Here is a 16768-nt window from a genome sequence, read left to right on the forward strand (position 1 = left end):
CCCGTTGACTGTTCAACGGGCTTTTTTCTTGTCCCGCATTCCTTTCAGACCATGACCTCTGCCCTGCACACTTCGGCCCTGACCTCCCTGCCCCTGCTGGCGCGCGGCAAGGTGCGCGACAACTATGCCGTGGGCGACGACCGCATCCTCATGGTGGCGAGCGACCGCATCAGCGCATTCGACGTGATCATGGGCGAGCCCATCCCGGGCAAGGGAGAGCTGCTCACCCGCCTCTCGCTGTTCTGGTTCGACCAGCTCGGCCCCAGGGGTTTGAACATCTGTCCCATCCACCTGACCGGCGAAGCGCCCGAGAGCGTGGTCTCGCGCGAGGAGGCCGCGCAAGTCCAGGGACGCTCCATGCTGGTGCAGCGCTTGAAGCCCATTCCGGTGGAAGCCGTGGTGCGCGGCTACCTCGCGGGCAGCGGCTGGAAGGAATACCAGGAAAGCCGGTCGGTCTGTGGCGTGAAGCTGCCCGAAGGGCTGCAGAATGCTTCCCCGTTGCCCGAGCCGATCTACACCCCGGCGGCCAAGGCAGCCATGGGCGAGCACGACGAGAACATCACCTTCGAGCGCACGGTCGAGATGATCGGCCCCGAGCTGGCCGCGCAGATCCGCGACGTGTCGATTGCGCTGTACAAGGCGGCGGCTCGGATTGCACTCAAGAAAGGCATCATCATCGCCGACACCAAGTTCGAGTTCGGCCTGGACAAGGCGGGCAAGCTGGTGTTGATGGACGAGGTGCTCACACCCGACAGCTCGCGCTACTGGCCAGCCGAGAGCTACGTGGTGGGCCAGAACCCACCGAGCTACGACAAGCAGTTCCTGCGCGACTGGCTGGAAACCGCGCAGGTGGGCGGCAAGCCCTGGGACAAGACCCCACCGGCGCCACGCCTGCCCAAAGAGGTGATCGAGAAGACCGCTGCGAAGTACCAGGAGGCGCTGACGCGCTTGATGGGCTGAGCCTGCTCCTGATCGGGCCGAGTCCATTCCCGTTCGGGCTGGGTCCATTCCCGTTCGGGCTGGGTCCATTCCCGTTCGGGCTGGGTCCATTCCCGTTCGGGCTGGGTCCGTTCCCGTTCGGGCTGGGTCCGTTCCCGTTCGGGCTGGGTCCGTTCCCGTTCGGGCTGGGTCCGTTCCCGTTCGGGCTGAGCTTGTCGAAGCCCTTCGACAAGCTCAGGGCGAACGGGGGGGACTTGGGCGAACGGGGGGGACTTGGGCGAACGGGGGGGGACTTGGGCGAACGGGGGGGACTTGGGCGAACGGGGGGGACTTGGGCGAACGGGGGGGACTTGGGCGAACGGGGGAGACTTGGGCGAACGGGGGAGACTTGGGCGAACGGGGGAGACTTGGGCGAACGGGGGAGACTTGGGCGAACGGGGGAAGCTCAGGCGAGCACAGATTGCTCAGCTCAACACCACGGAAGACAACCGCCGACGGTACGTCGCCACCGTGGGGTCTTCCGGCGGCACCTGGCCTTCGGCGACCTTGGGCTTGGGCGGCTCGATGATGTCGAGGATGGCGATGAAGGTCTTGCGCGCCAGGTCTTCGCTCCAGGCCTTGTCGCGCATCAGGATTTCCAGCAGCTCGTCCATGGCGGGGACCCACTGCCCGTAGGCCATGAGCAATTGCGCCAGCGCAAAGCGGGCATCGAAGTCGCGCTTGTTCGCGGCGATGGCGGCCTGCAACTCGGCGGCACGCGCCTCGGGGTCCTTCACGTTGGCCTGCGCATCGCGCGCGGCCATCCAGCGCTGCAAGGAATCGAGCCGGCGCACTCCTGCGGCCTTGGCGATCACAGGCGCGAAGGCCACCTTGGCGTCGTCGTCCTGACCGAGTTCCAGCAGCAGCTTGACGAGGTCGAAGCGCGCATCGTCGTTGTTCGGGTCGGTCTGCACGGCCTGCTGGAGCTTTTCCAGCGCGCCTTCGATATCGCCCTCGGCCAGCGCATCCAGCGCCTCCGCCTCCACCTCTTCAGCTTCGGCCTCCTCGGCGCTGGGCAGGTGCTTGTCGAGGAACTCCTTGATCTGCCCTTCGGGAAGGGCGCCCATGAATCCATCGACCGGCTGACCGTTCATGAGCAGAACACAGGTGGGAATGCTGCGAATGCCGAAGGCGGCAGCGAGCTGCTGCTCCTGATCCGAGTCGATCTTGACGAGCTTGAAGCGGCCGGCGTAGTCGCCTTCCAGCTTCTCCAGCAAGGGGCCGATCACTTTGCAGGGGCCGCACCAGGGCGCCCAGAAATCCACCAGCACGGGTGTGTGCTGCGATGCCTGGATGACTTCGGCTTCGAAATTGGCGACGGTGACGTTGATCATGGAAGAAACCTGGACAAGGGAGGTGCGCGAAGTCGCGGCACAGGGCAAACGTAAAATCGACACTTTACCGGAGAGCGCACCTTCATGAATCCCATCCAAGTGAGCGTGCTCATGGGCTCCAGCAGCGACTGGGACACCATGCAGCATGCCGTGCAGATCCTGCAGGACTTCGGCATCGCGCACGAAGCGCGCGTGGTTTCGGCGCACCGCATGCCCGATGACATGTTCGCCTATGCCGAATCGGCCGCCGCGAGGGGCCTGAAAGCCATCATCGCTGGCGCCGGCGGCGCGGCTCACCTGCCGGGCATGCTGGCTGCCAAGACGGTGGTGCCGGTGCTCGGCGTGCCGGTGGCGAGCAAGCACCTGAGCGGGGTGGACTCGCTGCACAGCATCGTGCAGATGCCCAAGGGCGTTCCCGTGGCCACCTTTGCCATCGGCGCTGCCGGCGCTGCCAACGCAGCGCTGTTTGCCGTGGCCATGCTGGCGGGTGAAGACGCCGCGCTGCGGCAAAAGCTGGAGGCCTTCCGCGCTCAGCAGACCGCCGCCGCCCGGGCCATGGCCCTGCCCACCACATGAACCTCAAGACCTTTCTCCCCGGTGGCAGCTTGCCTACCGGCCAGCCGATCACGCTGGGCGTGATGGGGGGTGGCCAGCTTGGGCGCATGTTCGTGCAGGCGGCACAGGCCATGGGCTATGCCACTGCGGTGCTCGACCCCGACCCCACCAGCCCGGCAGGGCTCATCAGCCATCACCACATCAAGACGCCCTACGCCGACGAAGCTGGTCTGGCCCAGCTTGCGCAGCGCTGCGAGGCCATCACCACCGAGTTCGAGAACGTGCCCGCCCCCGCGCTGCTGGCCCTGGCCGCGAAGCGCACGGTGGCGCCTTCGGCCGCCTGCGTGGCGGTGGCGCAGGATCGCGTGAAGGAAAAGGCGCATTTTGTGGATTGCGCCACCCTCAGCGGCGTGAGCCCGGCGCCGCACGCAGTCATCACCACCGACGCCTCTCTCGCCGCTGTGCCCGCCGAACTGCTGCCTGGCATCCTGAAGACCGCGCGCATGGGTTACGACGGCAAGGGCCAGGCACGCGTGTCCACTCGCGAAGAGCTGGCTGGCGCCTGGGATGCAATGGACAAGGTGCCCTGTGTGCTGGAGAAGATGCTCAAGCTGCGCGCCGAATGTTCGGTGATTGTGGCGCGCGGCGCCGACGGCGCCACCGTGAGCTACCCGGTGCAGAAGAACACGCACCACGACGGCATTCTGGCGCTGACCGAGGTGTATGAAGGCGCGCTCGATCCCGTGCTGGCGCAGCGTGCACAGGCCAGCACCGTGGCCATTGCCAACCACCTGCACTACGTCGGCGTGCTCTGCGTGGAGTATTTCGTGGTGGAGAACGCGCGAGGCTCGCTCGACCTGGTCGTCAATGAAATGGCGCCACGCCCGCACAACAGCGGCCACTACACGCAGAACGCCTGCGACATCTCGCAGTTCGAGGCGCAGGTGCGCACGCTCGCCGGCCTGCCAGTGCCCCCGCCGCGCCAGCACAGCCCGGCCATCATGGTCAACCTGCTGGGCGACCTCTGGTTTGAACCCAACGCGGTGCGCACTCAGCGCAGCGAGCGCCCTTCGCCCCCGCCCTGGGCACAGGTGCTCGCGCTGCCGGGCACGAACCTGCACCTCTACGGCAAACTGAGCGCGCGCCCCGGCCGCAAGATGGGCCACCTCAACGTCACCGCGCCCAGCATCGCGCAGGTGCGCGAGACGACGGTGAAGGTGCTGAAGATCCTGGGCCTGCCGGGGCTCGACGCCTGACATGCCGCTGCAACTGCCGGCCCACAACGCCGAAGCCGTCGAAGCCGCAGCACAGCGTCTGGCCGCCGGCTCCCTCGTGGGCATGCCCACCGAGACCGTGTACGGACTTGCGGCAAATGCCGACAACGCCACGGCGGTGCAGCGGATCTTCGAGGCCAAAGGCCGCCCCAGCGACCATCCGCTGATCGTTCATGTGGCAGCCGGCGAGGGTACCGATGGGTGGCAATCCGGCGTGAATCACTACGCCCGCGAGGTCCCCGCATTTGCCGCCACGCTCATGCGGGCCTTCTGGCCAGGTCCTCTCACGCTGATCCTGCCGCGCCGAAGCGCAGTGGCCGCCGTGGCCGCCGGCGGGCAGGACTCGGTGGGTCTGCGCTGCCCCGCTCACCCGGTGGCACAGGCGCTGCTGGCCGCTGCGGCGCGGCAGGGTGTGTACGGTGTGGCCGCGCCCAGCGCCAACCGCTTTGGCCGCGTGAGCCCGACCACTGCCGCGCATGTGGCGGAGGAGTTCGCGTCGCTTGCTGACGCAGACCTGCTCATCCTCGATGGCGGCGCCTGCCCGGTCGGCATCGAGTCCACCATCGTCGATGCCACGCGCGGCCACCCGGTGCTGCTGCGCCCGGGCATGATCACCCCCGCGCAACTGGAGGCCGCCTGCGGCCAGCCGGTACAGTCCCGCGACGAGGCGGCGCCACGCGCCTCGGGCACGCTGGAATCGCACTACGCACCGCGAGCTCAGGTGCGGCTGATGGACGCCAAGCCGCTGCAGGCCGCGCTCGATGTGCTGGGCAGCGACGCCCGGCACATCGCCATCTACGCGCACAGCCCGCTCAACACCGCCCGTGGCGTCGTGGTTCGGCGCATGCCGCTGGACGCCGCGCAGTGCGCGCAGGAACTCTTTGCCGTGCTGCGGGAACTGGACGCCACCGGCGTGCGCCTGATCTGGGTGGAAACACCGCCGGCCGACACGGCCTGGGACGGCGTGCGAGACCGGTTGCAGCGAGCGGCTGCCTGAGAACCGGCTCCGCCTACTTCCAGCCCGCAGCCACCAGCTGACCAGCCAGCGCTGCGTTGAAGGCCTGAGTCATCGCATCAATCAGCGCGTTGGTGCCCGGCGTGGTCATATCCAGCGCGCACAAGCGGCGTGCCGGAAATGAATTGCAGGTTGAGCATCAGGATCCGCGTGGCGCGCTTGGCCAGCACCTGGTTCCGGATCAGCGGGTCAGCGCGTCGCCCACCACCGACATGTTCGCCACCGCCGCCGGGCCGACCCAGAAGAGCCAGCTCCATGAACAGATCGTTGGCGCCTGCCAGCAACGCCGCCAGCTCCGAGCCGCTGTAGCCGCCTTCCATAGCCGTCAACTGGTCCATCATCTGGTTGAGCACGGGCTTGGCGATGAGCCCGAGCGTCTGCTGGTTGAAAGGTGCCTGTTGCAAGGCAATGGAATTGGGGCCGACCGGGTTCGTCACGCGTGCACTGCCTTGCGCGCAACCAAAGCAGCCCCGCCTGGCCACGATGGCAGCGCCCACCACTGGCGGATTGGGCGGCACGGTGGGCAGACTGGGCGAAAGCCCGATCTCTGCCGCGCATGGCTGCATCACGCCAATGCCGATGGCCAGTTTTTCCACCCAGGGCCTTGATCGTGCCCACGCTGAAGGTGCCCACGTCGCTCAGGCTGACGCCGAACACGACCAGTTTACGTAGATGAAAGGTGCAGGCTGAGGCTTGTTCATGGCCCCTTTGAAGACCAGACGCCACGCGACTTCCCCGCCGGGAAGTCCGCCTGCAACGGCACCGAACTGACACGCTCAAGCTGCCAGACGGTCATGGTGCCCGAAGCGTTCAAGGCGGCGGTCACCGCCGACGCCTGAACAAAACTCTCCAGTTCGTATTCCAGCCGGATTTCACCCGTCACGCCATCAATGCTCATCTGGACCAGAAGCGCCTGGGCCAGTGCGTCGCTCTCCACGGCATCGAACACGCGGTTCCAGTCGCGCTGCAACAGGCGCATCGCCGTTTGCTCACTCGCATGGCGCAAGTCAAACTCGGGCGACTTCGACGCTGACTGCGCCTTCAACTTCGCCTGAAGTTGTTCAATCTCCGATTGCAATCCCCGCCGAAGCTGTTGCTGCTCCCACAGTCGCCAGCCTGTGCTGCTTGACAGGGCGATCAACAGCGCTGCTGTGATCGCCCAGATGACTTTCCAGGCGCGAGGCGCCACGAACTGAATCTGCACGGGCTTCAAGCCAGACGCTCCCAATGCCCGGCCCAGGCTGCCGGCCCTTGCATCCACTGCTGCGTCAGTGGAAGCACCTCGACAGAAAACCGCACTTCAAGGCCAGCGCCGGGCAAACCAGCGTCCTGAACCGCCGCGATCGCTCCAGGTTCATGCACGGTGAGCTGTCGCACCGGCATGGCCCGACATGCAGGCGCCTGGGTGGCAAGCGCCCAAACTGGAGCGAGCGAAACCAGGCGACCGCGATGGCTACCCGCCCATTGCCCGATGAGATCGTGCGCACCCCTCATGAGTGCGGCAGCCAGACCCTTGCGGCCGGCGTCCAGTGCGCACACCAGCGCATCGGCCTGATCAGCAGGCAGGCCCCAGGCCTGCGCCGCTGCCGCCTGGGCCAGCGCCACGGTTTCGCTCCAGCGTTTCACGCCCTGAGACAACGTGAAGGTCACCGGTGGACACATCGCAGCCCCCAGCGCCACATGCAGGCGCCAGGGCTTGTCCTGACTGCGTTCACAAGCCTCGTCCACTTGCGCCAGCACATCGCCAAGCGGCAGGGTGGCAGGTGGCCGCAAGCTCACCAGGGCACGGGCGCGGCGCTTTACCAGCACGGTGCCGGCGCCCAGGTAGACGTCCACGCGTTCAGGCCAGCCCGACCACACGGCCCACCTCCTCCAGCGTTGTCCTGCCCTGCGCCACCAGCGCGACGGCCTGCACCAGCAGGCGCTCACTCTCGTTCGCGTACACAGCCTGTTTGAACTCCGTCATGCTGGCCCGGCTGACCATGAGGTCGCGAACGGCGTCACTCAGCACGTGCACCTCCGCCAGCACGAAACGGCCCCGGTAGCCGGTCTGACGACAATGCGCGCAGCCTGCAGGCTCGGGCACCTGATCGGGGACCGCCAGGCACAGCACCTGCAACCGTGAGCGCTCGGTTTCAGTGGTGGCCCGCCAACCCACACACTGCGTACACACCTGCCGCAACAGGCGCTGCACCACCACGCCATTGAGGGCGGAGGCCAGCGCGAAGGCCTCGATGCCGAAATGCTGGAAGCGTCCCAGCACGTCGAACAGGCTGTTGGCATGTACGGTGGTGAACACCAAGTGGCCAGTCAGGGACGACTGAACCGCGATCTGGGCGGTCTCGGCATCGCGGATCTCGCCCACCAGAATTTTGTCGGGGTCGTGGCGCAGGATGGATCTCAGTCCACTGGCGAAGGAAAGTCCTTTCTGTTCGTTCACCGGAATCTGAAGCACGCCGGGCAGTTCGTACTCCACCGGGTCTTCGATGGTGACCATCTTTTCCAGCCCGTCGTTCGCCTCGGTCAGTGCGGCGTACACGGTGGTGGTCTTGCCGCTGCCGGTGGGGCCGGTGATGAGCAGCATGCCGTGGGGTCGTCGTGCCAAGTCGCGGATGCGCTGCGCCACGCGCGCGTCGAAGCCCAGCCCATCGAGCGTGACGCTGTGATCACTGTGTCGCAGTTGCGCTTTGTCCAGCAGACGCAGCACGGCGTCTTCGCCAAAGATGCTCGGCATGATGGACACGCGCAGATCGACGGGCTCAGCCGCCTGCGGGGGCTGCCAGTGGATGCGGCCGTCCTGAGGGCGGCGCCGTTCGGTGATGTCGAGCTGCGCCATCACCTTGATGCGCGAGATCACCTCTTCTGCCCGTTGAGGATCGGCGAGTGCTTCACCGCGCACCATGACGCCATCGAGCCGGTATTTCACGCGCACGCCCTGGCGGTCGGTCTCGAAGTGAATATCGCTTGCGCCGTCCGCATAGGCACGGGCGATGGCTGCTTCCACGAAGGAAACCACGGGGCTGGTGTTTGAGGATGATGGGGTTGCAGTCACCGGCTTGAACACGACAGCCCGCAGTAGCTCCTTCTGCCCTGGCCGAGCAAGCCCCAGCCGCGCCTGCAGGTGCGCATGGCGCAACAAGGTCTGGGCAGCCGCCGGGCTCCAGGGGTCTTCGTAAAGCAGCACCGTTTGCTGGTCCACCTGAAGACGCCACCCCAACGGCTCGCCCGGCAAGCTCACAGCCGTACCCTTCGCGGCCTGGAGTTCGGCATCGGACAGCATGGCAATGCCTTGCTGCTTCAACAACTCGGCCGGCACCCGCCCGGGCGCACAGGCGAGCGCCTCGCTCAGACGCGCCAGTTGATCGGCATCTGACTCAGCGAATAGCGTCATGCCCTCACCCCAGCCCTCTCCCAGAGGGAAAGGGAGCAAAGACCGACAACGAGAGAAACGACGCCAGATCCAGAGACATCAAGGGTCCGGCTATGCCGGCCCGAGATGCCGTCCCCCCTCCCCGCGCCGAAGGCGCGCCAGAGAAGGGGGAAGCCGCGCAGCGGCGCAGGGGGGTGTTTCTGCCTCTTCACCTCAACCTCGTTGCCATGTCGAACACCGGCAGGTACATCATCACCACGATGGTGCCCACCATGAGCGCCACCGCCATCAGCAGCACGGGCTCCACGATGCGCGTGAGGCGCTCGACGAACAGTTCAAAGCGTTCACCGTGCAAACGAGAGACGACGTCGGCTACCAGGTGGAACTCGCCGTTGCGTTCGGCGGCGGCCATCAGTCGCCGGCCCACTTCGTCACACAGCCCGGCATCGGCCAGTGCAGGGGCCACCGCGCTACCTTGGACAATGCGTTCCAGGGCCTTTTCCAGCGCGCCACTCAGGCGAGCGTCGAGCGCAGATCGACTGGCCACCGCCAGGGCCTCGGTCAACGGATAGCCACCCTTGAGCATGAGCGCCAGCGCCTGGTACATCATGGCCAGTTGAAAATCGTCGATGCGCCGGCGCATCCACGGTAGGCGCAAGGCCAGGACTGACAACTGCCGCCTTGCCGCGCCACACCATACCCACCATACCCACCATGCCAGCGCCAGAAACAGAAGGCCAACACCAACGAGCGTGGCCGACTGGTGCTGGCTCACCCATTGGCTCAATCCGATCATCCACCCCGTGGCGCCACCGGCTGCGCCGCGCAAGTTGGTGTACATGCGCGCGAAGTTGGGCATGACCACCAGCAACAGAAAGAGCGAGATGCCCACTCCCAGCGCGGTGACCAGCGAGGGGTAGATGGCCGCACTGACGACCTTGCGCCGCAGTTGCTCCACCAGGTTGTCGAACTTCAGGTAATCGCTCAGGGCTTGCCCAAGGTCGCTGGTGCGCTCACCCGCGCGCACCGCCGCCACCAGCACGGCGGGCGCGCCGGGCATGGATGCCAGAGCGCTGGACAGCGAGGTGCCTTGTTGCAGGCGATGCAGCAGTTCGGCCGCCAGGCTGTCGTGCCGGCCAGCCAGGCGTTCGCGCGCAGAAAGTGTGTCGACAGCCTCGACCACGGTCATGCCAGCCTGGATCAGCGTGCCCACCTCTCTGCAGAACAGCGCATAGCGTCCGCGCCCGCAGGCAGCCGTTGTCCGAGGGCTCACCTTCACCGCCTTCACGCTGAGCACGGTCAGGCCTTGCCCGGCCAGTGCCTGGCGCAGGACGGCTTCGGACGCGGCCTGCAACGTCTGTTCCGACACCGCGGCATCGCCCAGGCGCACGCTGCGCACATGAAAAGCAGCCTGCGTCATTGCGCCACCTCTGCACTGAGCCGATGAACGAACTTCCAGTCGCTGTACCGGCTGGCTTCACTCAGGCCCAGACCTTCGAGTTCAGCGCCAGCGGTGCGGATGGGCCGTTCCTCGCTCAGGCTGTAGACGCCGGCAATGCCGCCATCGGGAGCGGGCACCAGCCCCCATGTGTGGGTGCGAGAGACAGGATCCGCGTAGTGCCGGCGCAAATGCCGCTGCAGCGTGACGTAGCGCCGGTCGTCAAGCAGGGCGTCCAGCGTGGGCGGCCAGCGTTTCACGCTGCCGGGTGATCGCTCGTGGTATGCCCCGATGGCGGCGCGGTAAGCCGCGCCGATGCGCAACAGTTCGGCCTCTCGCTCACGCTGGGCTTGTTGCGAGACGACGACCATGACCTGCTGCGAGGCCATGGCCAGCAGGAACATCGCTGCCAGCACCGCCAACAGGGTGAAGCCTTGTTGCCGTTTCATGCATTCACCACTGCACAAACTCCGTGCCGTCCCTGGCCCGCCCAGACGCACCGCTCTTGATATCGAATACGCCACTGTGTACATCGCCCGGTTTGGCGGACACCAGCACCCAGGTGTCCGCCCGCTGCGTGATGGGATCCTCGGGAATGGCGCGGATGTAACGCTGTTCCACCAGTTCGGCCAGCCGGGTGGGATAGCGGCCCTTGTCCCGGTAGAACTGGTCGATGGTCTGGCGCAGCCCCACCAGGTTCTGCCGCAGCACGGTCTCGCGTGCATCGTCCACGCGGTCCAGGTACTGCGGCGTGACGATGGCGGCCAGCACCGCGAGCACGGCCAGCACGACCAGCAGCTCAATGAGGGTGAAACCCGAGGAACGCTCACCACGATGCATACGGTGTTCCATCCAGTGCCGTGGCGTCGGACGACGAGCGCACGTCGAACACGTCGGCACCCGGCTCGGGTCGATCCGGTGTGGACGCGTAACTGCGCAGCCGCCAGGTCTGCTCGGCGGGGAGCGCGGGGTCGGCAAACGGGTCGCGCGGAATCTCGCGCAGGAAGTACACCTGTCGGTTGCTGCCGGGAGAACGGGCGCCGTTCACGCCAAGTGCCAGCGCCTGCAAAGAGGGCGGGTAGCCGGTCCCACTTGCATCCTTGACGATCTCGCCCCGGTCGGCAAAGCGCTTGTACTCATCGAGCGCGTCACGAATCTGCCACAGCGCGCGGCGCAGTTCGCGCTCCTTCTGCGCCGTCACCAGGCTCTCGCCCAATGGCATGACGGCAGCGGCCAGAATGCCCAGGATGCCCATGACCACCAGCAGCTCGATGAGCGTGAAGCCGCGCTGACTGCCTGGGCTCTTCATGGAATCTTCATGCTCCAGCCAGTGGGCTTCGAAGGTGTCATGGCAGCATTCACCCGAATGGGATCGAACTTCTGGAAAGCCAGCTCGGCGACACCCGCCTCCAGCACCTTGAAGCGCAACAGGACCACGTCGCCCTCGCCGCTCACGCCGTGCTCGGCATTGCTCAGCAGGCCGATACTGATGCGTCCTTCCCCGGCGTTCACCGCGTGGGTGAAGCTGCTGGGCGCTGGCGATTGCTTGAAGTACGCACCCTCGGCCACGTCCATCACCTCCAGGGTCCTGGCGGAGTAGCGCAGGTCCATGGGCATGCCTTTGAGCGGCTCGCCCGACGTTGCGTGCAGTGCCAGTGTGAACACATCGCCCACCTTGAGCTGCTCCGGCCCCTTCACGCTCACGCGCAAGCCTTGGGTGGGCTCAACGCCCGCCGATGGGCCAGCAGGCGATGCGTCTGCACCGGGCCGCGCAACAGCAACAGACTGGGCGGCGGCCAACGGTGGCGGCCGAGGGCGCGTAAAGTTCTCGGTGCCCACCCACATCACGGCCTGGTCTGTGTCCGGGCGGGGGGCGCCTCGCAGAATGCGCGGCGTAATGGCCAGCACCAGTTCGGTCCGCCGGCTGTCGTCTTTCTGGCTGGAGAACAGGCGCCCCGCAATCGGCAAGTCGCCCAGCCCCGGCACCCTGTTGGCACTCGATCGGTCTTCGTTGCTGATGAGGCCACCGAGCACTTGCGTTTCGCCATCGCGCAGGCGCAGCGTGGTATTGGCGTTGCGCGTGCCGATCTGATAGGCCACCGAGCCGCCGGTGGTGCGCACCTCGCCCGCCAGCGCGCTCACCTCCAGGCCGAGCTTGATGTTCACTTCGTCGTCGGGCGACACCGTAGGCTCCACATCGAGCTTGAGGCCCACGTCCAGGTAGCTCACGTTCTCCGACACAAAACCGTTGGAGCCGGCCGTGGTCGTGATCACAGGCACCTTGTCGCCAATCAGGATGGTTGCCTTCTGCTTGGTGCGCGTACGAATGCGCGGATTGGCCAGGGTGTGGAAGTCGCCCACTTCGCGCCGCAGGTTCACCATCAACCCCGCCACCGTGAGGCCCACGCGGCTTGAATCGAGGCTGCGAAAACTGTCCACCGTGAGGCCGGTCTGCCCCTGCGCGGCCAGCGGCGTGAGCGAGAAGCTGTTGGGGAAGTTGATGCCCAGCTCTGTCAGCCGCGAGGTCTTCACCTCCAGCACCTCCACCTCCAGCATCACCTCGGCCTCGCCCTGATCGTGCACCGCCACCAGCCGCTCGGCCAGGGCCATGATTTCTGGCGGCTCGCGCAGGGCAATGAGGTTGGCGCGCTCGTCCACAAAGGGCGGCTGGATTCGCAGCATGTTCTGAAGCAGCGTTGCCGTGGTCTTGGCCTCGGCATGGGCCAGATGGAACACGCGCACCACCTGCTCGCGGTGCTGGCGGTGTTTCTCCGGCGTGTTCGGGTACACGAGTACGGTGCGCGCGTTCACGATGCGGCGCGAAAGCTGGAATGCGCCCAGCACCAGGTCGATGGCGTCGTCCACCCGCGCCGTGCGAATGAACACGCTGGCGCGCTGATCCATGGGCACGTCGCGGTCGATCACGAAACTGATGCCGCTGCCGTCGCGCAAAGCTTCAAGCAGCAAAGACAGCGGCGCGTTGCGAAAGTCCAGGCTGATCGGACGGGTCTCGGTCAAGGCCAGGTGGTACCCCGCGCCGGCACCGGCCAGACGTTCCGCATCCAGCTGGCGCTTGAGGGCCTGCAAGCCGGCGTGCCGGGGCAGGTCGACCAATGCAGCCTGCAGGGCAGCCAGCGCAGCGGCCTTGTCACCTGCGGCGATGTACTGGCGTGCGGTTTGGAGAACAGCCTGGGCTCGGCGGTCGTGGAGCAGGTCGGCCTGCAGCTCAGCGACACGGGGATTGCCGGGGTCCAGCTCACCCGCCCGCTTGAGCGTGGCAGCGGCGGCATCGAGCTGGCCGCCCATGCGCTCCTGCGCCGACTGCGCCACCAGCCGAGCCACAGCATCGCTGCGCGCAGCCACCAGCCCGGTGCGCAGCGTCACGCTCTCCGGGTACTGCGCCACGCCATCCTGCAGCGTCTGGATGGCAGACTCGTACTGCCCCTGGCGCAACTTCGCCGAGGCTTCGTCGCGAATGAGCTGCTGGGCACAGCCCACCGCGCTCAGCACCACTGCCGCCCACGCGAACCCCATCCACCACCACCCACGCACACGGCCTCCGCCTCCACCACCTCTTGTCATTGTGGGTTCACCAGGTTTCGAAACGCGGCGCAGCGGGCAAAGCCATCTGCATCATGTTCTGTGTTTGCGGGTTCAAGAGCTCCACCACATGATCGGAAATGCGCTCGACGCGGTAGCCATTGGCCAGCTCCTTGCCCACCTCCAGCGTCACGGGAGCGGCGCCTTCCCCCATCTGGGCCACCACCAGCCACCGGCCATCGGCGGCGCGCATGCGACCGGCGAAGGTCAACACCGGGGGCGGGGCCACAGGCTCGATGGGCGCAGCCACAGTCACCGGTGGCAACACTTCGGGCAGGGGCATGGGCGCCACCGCTGCAGGTGGCGTCAGGCCAAAGGGGTCGCGCTGGGCAGGGCGCAGATCTGCGCGGAACATCGGGGCGAGCGGTACATCGGCAGGCGGCGCTTGCAGGGGTTCGGCCGCCACCAGCGAGGGCACCGCCACCCACAAAACTGTCCAGAAGCGTTTCGACATGGGGGGCCGGCGCACGGCAGAACGGATGGCCTCAATCACGCACATACAGCACCCATGTCATACGAGCCTCAAGCCCATCCGCATGGATGGAAGACCCAAGCGGCTGAAGCCCAAGCGAGCGCACCGCCAGCGACGGATACCGGGCCAACAGTCCGCCCTGCCAATTCTTGACATCCCCATACGCTCCCGAAGCCACCACCTCCAGGCTCACCATGCCCCAGGCCTGCGCGGAGGGCGCCGTGTGCGAGATGGACAAGGTGCGAAACGCCAGCCTGTTCACGATGGCCTGTTCGCTCATGAACCGCGTCAGGTCGTCGACCAGATGCCGTTCGGGCCAGGTGAACGGTCCGGCACTCACCGTTGCCACCAGACCAGCGCCCTCCTGCGTGACGTCCATGGCCACCGCCTGTTCTGCCGTGGCCAAACTTTGCTTCATGCCATCCACCTGGCGCTGGCTCCAGCCCATGCCCAGATGAGCTGCGCACAGGACTGCCGCGACGAGGCCGATGGCCGCGACCCCATGGACAGCCGCAGGCTGAAGAGACAGTGGGAAAAATTGCATCGGTGCCAAATCAGAATCGGTCAGTTCAGGGTGGCCCAGTCGGTGAAATCAATGGCGGTGTGGTACCCATCGCCATCCAGCGGTGACGACAGGTCATCGCCATAAAGCTTGCCGTCCTTCAACAAGGAGAGCAGCTTGACGCTGCCCGACGGTCCTGTGGCAACGAGCGTATCCACCACCTCCACGCCCACCACCCGGGTGCCCGTGTGCGACATGCGTGCGGTGCCGAACACCCTGGCCATCGATCCGCCGGAGCAGTCCAATGAGGAGAACGAAAGTTCGACCAGCGCAACGTCAAACGAAATCGAAGACAACTTGGTCACCGTCATCGCCCGCCGGGTGGACCGCTCACTGCCCGGCACGGATGACACGGTTTCGCAGGGGTAGGACCACTCGCCCAGGTACTTGTCGATCACTGCCGCGGATGGCGCCAGCGATTCGTCTCCGCCACCTCCGCCGCAGGCGGTCAGGAGCGCGCATGCGACCAACGCTCCGGCAAGCAATGCTCCCTTGATTTTTTTATACATCTTGATTTGCCTTTTCAGTTCAATACGGATTGCACTTGGCGCTTGAATCCGCCGCCTTTAAGATTCGAATAGTGAATTCAGAAAATGCATGAAATACCATCCCATTTTTCCCACAGTGAACAAAAGCCGTGAATTTTGGAAAAAATAGCTTCCGGCTCCATTTATTTTGTTTTTATTTATGCACCTGCCTGGACTTAATAGAATCCCCCCCATTTTTTTAGAAGTCGCTCAGGAAGCGGGATCGAAAGGTGAATGAAAAAAGATGCCGAGCTTTAGATTAATTGACTTTATTGCAACTCAAAAGCAGATGCAATTACGAAGATTTGACTAATAAGGACAATAAAATCATTCGCATGAATTCTTAATTTACCCCCCCGCGAGCGAACAAGCATCCCGGCGTAGTGGGCATTTTTTCCAAAAAATCGACAAAGAAAAAATACTGACAACAAGCATTGCCATAGAAGCAAGGGCTTGACAGCAGAAGAATCAACGTCGATAACACATAAAAAATACACCAAATAAATTAGGACAAGTATTGAGATGAGGGAAATCACTCCTATACCGATCCGAACTATGTCAAAGCTACTGTGGCTTGCCACTTTTATCCCCGTTTACAACACCGGGCCAAGTACTTTGATTAAATAGCTTCTCATAGCCTTGCCCAATTAATGTGGCCGTGCGCTGCAAACCTCCGCTTGCTGCTTGAAGCCCAGTTGCAATTATGCTGGCTGCAGCCGAACTGGTTAATTCATTATACTTTTCCTGTTTGAAATTGGCATAGCCCTCTAGCCCATCCATCACTCCCACGAGTCGAATTCCAAACTGGGGCACGAAAACAAGCCCCGCTTTTACATACGGCATAACTGCTTCGGCTTCTGACTGGGTTAGCTCCATCTGCCCACCCAAAGTAGGATCAGGCCTATACAGCCGCCCTGTTGATTTGAATCGCTCCCCTTTCGCATTGGTCAACACTTCATTAAACATATAGCCGTAGGCTGCCGTCTCGGCTCCGTTGGCGAACTTGCCCCCACCGATCACCGAGCCGACGCCACCGGCCACCGACGTGGCCACACCCTTGCCGACAACCTCGCCCAGACCCGCCTTCTGGCCCGGACTGCCGACGTGGTTTGTCGCGAACTTGCCAAACAGCGCACTGCCCGCTCCGGAACCACATTTACCACCGCCAGCCACTGAACTGACACACCCAGCCGCCGCGTGAGCTGCATATCGCTCCATTGAGTTCGCCGCTGCTTCTCCCCAGCCACCCACGGTGCCTGCGGCACCGAACAGGCCTCCCGTAAACGCTCCTTGAACTCCGGCTTTAAGTGAGCCACCGCTCACGAGACCAGCCGCAAACCCTCCCGCGGCCCCACCGAGAATCCCCGCAGTTAGTCCCACGGAACCTCCAATGGTGAAGGTCGAGCCCGCAAGAACACTATTTAGGTAGGCACCGCTGACCATTCCCCCCGTGTAGTAAGCAACCACGACAGTGACGACCATTCGTACCAACTTCTTCAAGCTGATGTACCCACTGGGATCGGTATAAGCCAACGGGTTGTTGAGCACATACGCATAGCGGTTGTAGCTCTGCAGGTTGCCTGGGGCCTGGATGAAGGGGTCCGCGCTCATGAAGCGGCCGATGAGCGGGTCGTAGATGCGCC

Annotated in this window: 18 protein-coding genes; 4 read left to right on the top strand and 14 right to left on the bottom strand. The window is 64.8% G+C overall.

The genetic code is table 11. The annotated features are described in order from the left end of the window. Positions 1 to 51 precede the first annotated feature (51 nt). Positions 52 to 960 (top strand): phosphoribosylaminoimidazolesuccinocarboxamide synthase, encoded by a 909-nt coding sequence (locus tag AB7F11_RS13200; RefSeq protein ID WP_428289039.1) that lies wholly within the window; start codon positions 52 to 54, stop codon positions 958 to 960. Between the two features lie 443 nt (positions 961 to 1403). Here the strand turns inward: AB7F11_RS13200 and trxA are convergent, their stop codons facing one another. Beyond that, a complete protein-coding gene (trxA, locus tag AB7F11_RS13205; RefSeq protein ID WP_428289038.1) occupies positions 1404 to 2312 on the bottom strand; it encodes a thioredoxin in 909 nt (302 codons plus the stop codon). Positions 2313 to 2396: 84 nt separating this feature from the next. On the opposite strand from trxA, the gene purE reads away from it, so the two are divergent. The 3 genes from purE to AB7F11_RS13220 are packed head-to-tail and all read left to right on the top strand — an operon-like array spanning position 2397 to position 5138. Then, positions 2397 to 2888, top strand: coding sequence for a 5-(carboxyamino)imidazole ribonucleotide mutase (gene purE, locus AB7F11_RS13210; protein WP_428289037.1), 492 nt, complete (start codon positions 2397 to 2399; stop codon positions 2886 to 2888). Further along, entirely contained in the window at positions 2885 to 4123 is a 1239-nt protein-coding gene (locus AB7F11_RS13215) for a 5-(carboxyamino)imidazole ribonucleotide synthase (RefSeq protein ID WP_428289036.1), read from the top strand. Before purE ends, AB7F11_RS13215 begins: the two co-directional genes overlap by 4 nt. 1 nt (position 4124) lies before the next feature. Further along, the gene (locus tag AB7F11_RS13220) at positions 4125 to 5138 is read left to right on the top strand and encodes an L-threonylcarbamoyladenylate synthase (RefSeq protein WP_428289035.1); all 1014 of its coding nucleotides are present in this window, start codon (positions 4125 to 4127) and stop codon (positions 5136 to 5138) included. Positions 5139 to 5215: 77 nt separating this feature from the next. Here the strand turns inward: AB7F11_RS13220 and AB7F11_RS13225 are convergent, their stop codons facing one another. The 13 genes from AB7F11_RS13225 to AB7F11_RS13285 form a co-directional block, all read right to left on the bottom strand. Beyond that, positions 5216 to 5752 (bottom strand): hypothetical protein, encoded by a 537-nt coding sequence (locus AB7F11_RS13225; protein ID WP_428289034.1) that lies wholly within the window; start codon positions 5750 to 5752, stop codon positions 5216 to 5218. A gap of 101 nt (positions 5753 to 5853) precedes the next feature. Beyond that, complete coding sequence (locus AB7F11_RS13230) at positions 5854 to 6369, bottom strand: hypothetical protein (RefSeq protein WP_428289033.1); 516 nt, start codon at positions 6367 to 6369, stop codon at positions 5854 to 5856. Further along, the gene (locus tag AB7F11_RS13235; RefSeq protein WP_428289032.1) at positions 6366 to 7016 is read right to left on the bottom strand and encodes a hypothetical protein; all 651 of its coding nucleotides are present in this window, start codon (positions 7014 to 7016) and stop codon (positions 6366 to 6368) included. Before AB7F11_RS13235 ends, AB7F11_RS13230 begins: the two co-directional genes overlap by 4 nt. Then, positions 6997 to 8547, bottom strand: a complete 1551-nt coding sequence (locus AB7F11_RS13240) for a GspE/PulE family protein (RefSeq protein WP_428289031.1) — start codon at positions 8545 to 8547, stop codon at positions 6997 to 6999. The genes AB7F11_RS13235 and AB7F11_RS13240 overlap by 20 nt, the downstream gene beginning before the upstream one ends. 187 nt (positions 8548 to 8734) lie before the next feature. Continuing rightward, positions 8735 to 9946: a type II secretion system F family protein gene (locus AB7F11_RS13245; protein WP_428300013.1), complete on the bottom strand. Its 1212-nt coding sequence runs from the start codon at positions 9944 to 9946 to the stop codon at positions 8735 to 8737. Beyond that, positions 9943 to 10413, bottom strand: coding sequence for a type II secretion system protein (locus AB7F11_RS13250; RefSeq protein WP_428289029.1), 471 nt, complete (start codon positions 10411 to 10413; stop codon positions 9943 to 9945). Before AB7F11_RS13250 ends, AB7F11_RS13245 begins: the two co-directional genes overlap by 4 nt. Before the next feature lie 4 nt (positions 10414 to 10417). Continuing rightward, positions 10418 to 10804, bottom strand: a complete 387-nt coding sequence (locus AB7F11_RS13255) for a prepilin-type N-terminal cleavage/methylation domain-containing protein (RefSeq protein ID WP_428289028.1) — start codon at positions 10802 to 10804, stop codon at positions 10418 to 10420. Next, positions 10791 to 11273: a type II secretion system protein gene (locus AB7F11_RS13260; RefSeq protein ID WP_428289027.1), complete on the bottom strand. Its 483-nt coding sequence runs from the start codon at positions 11271 to 11273 to the stop codon at positions 10791 to 10793. The genes AB7F11_RS13255 and AB7F11_RS13260 overlap by 14 nt, the downstream gene beginning before the upstream one ends. Continuing rightward, positions 11270 to 13498 (bottom strand): cohesin domain-containing protein, encoded by a 2229-nt coding sequence (locus AB7F11_RS13265; RefSeq protein WP_428289026.1) that lies wholly within the window; start codon positions 13496 to 13498, stop codon positions 11270 to 11272. The genes AB7F11_RS13260 and AB7F11_RS13265 overlap by 4 nt, the downstream gene beginning before the upstream one ends. 55 nt (positions 13499 to 13553) lie before the next feature. Further along, entirely contained in the window at positions 13554 to 14018 is a 465-nt protein-coding gene (locus tag AB7F11_RS13270) for a hypothetical protein (RefSeq protein WP_428289025.1), read from the bottom strand. 31 nt (positions 14019 to 14049) lie between these two features. Then, complete coding sequence (locus AB7F11_RS13275; protein WP_428289024.1) at positions 14050 to 14454, bottom strand: hypothetical protein; 405 nt, start codon at positions 14452 to 14454, stop codon at positions 14050 to 14052. A 146-nt stretch (positions 14455 to 14600) separates the two neighbouring features. Next, entirely contained in the window at positions 14601 to 15107 is a 507-nt protein-coding gene (locus tag AB7F11_RS13280; RefSeq protein WP_428289023.1) for a hypothetical protein, read from the bottom strand. 582 nt (positions 15108 to 15689) lie between these two features. Beyond that, on the bottom strand, positions 15690 to 16768 hold a 1079-nt coding region (locus AB7F11_RS13285; RefSeq protein ID WP_428289022.1), incomplete at its 5' end, for an RHS repeat-associated core domain-containing protein.

This window comes from Hydrogenophaga sp. (assembly GCF_050250835.1).
Lineage (GTDB): Bacteria > Pseudomonadota > Gammaproteobacteria > Burkholderiales > Burkholderiaceae_C > Hydrogenophaga.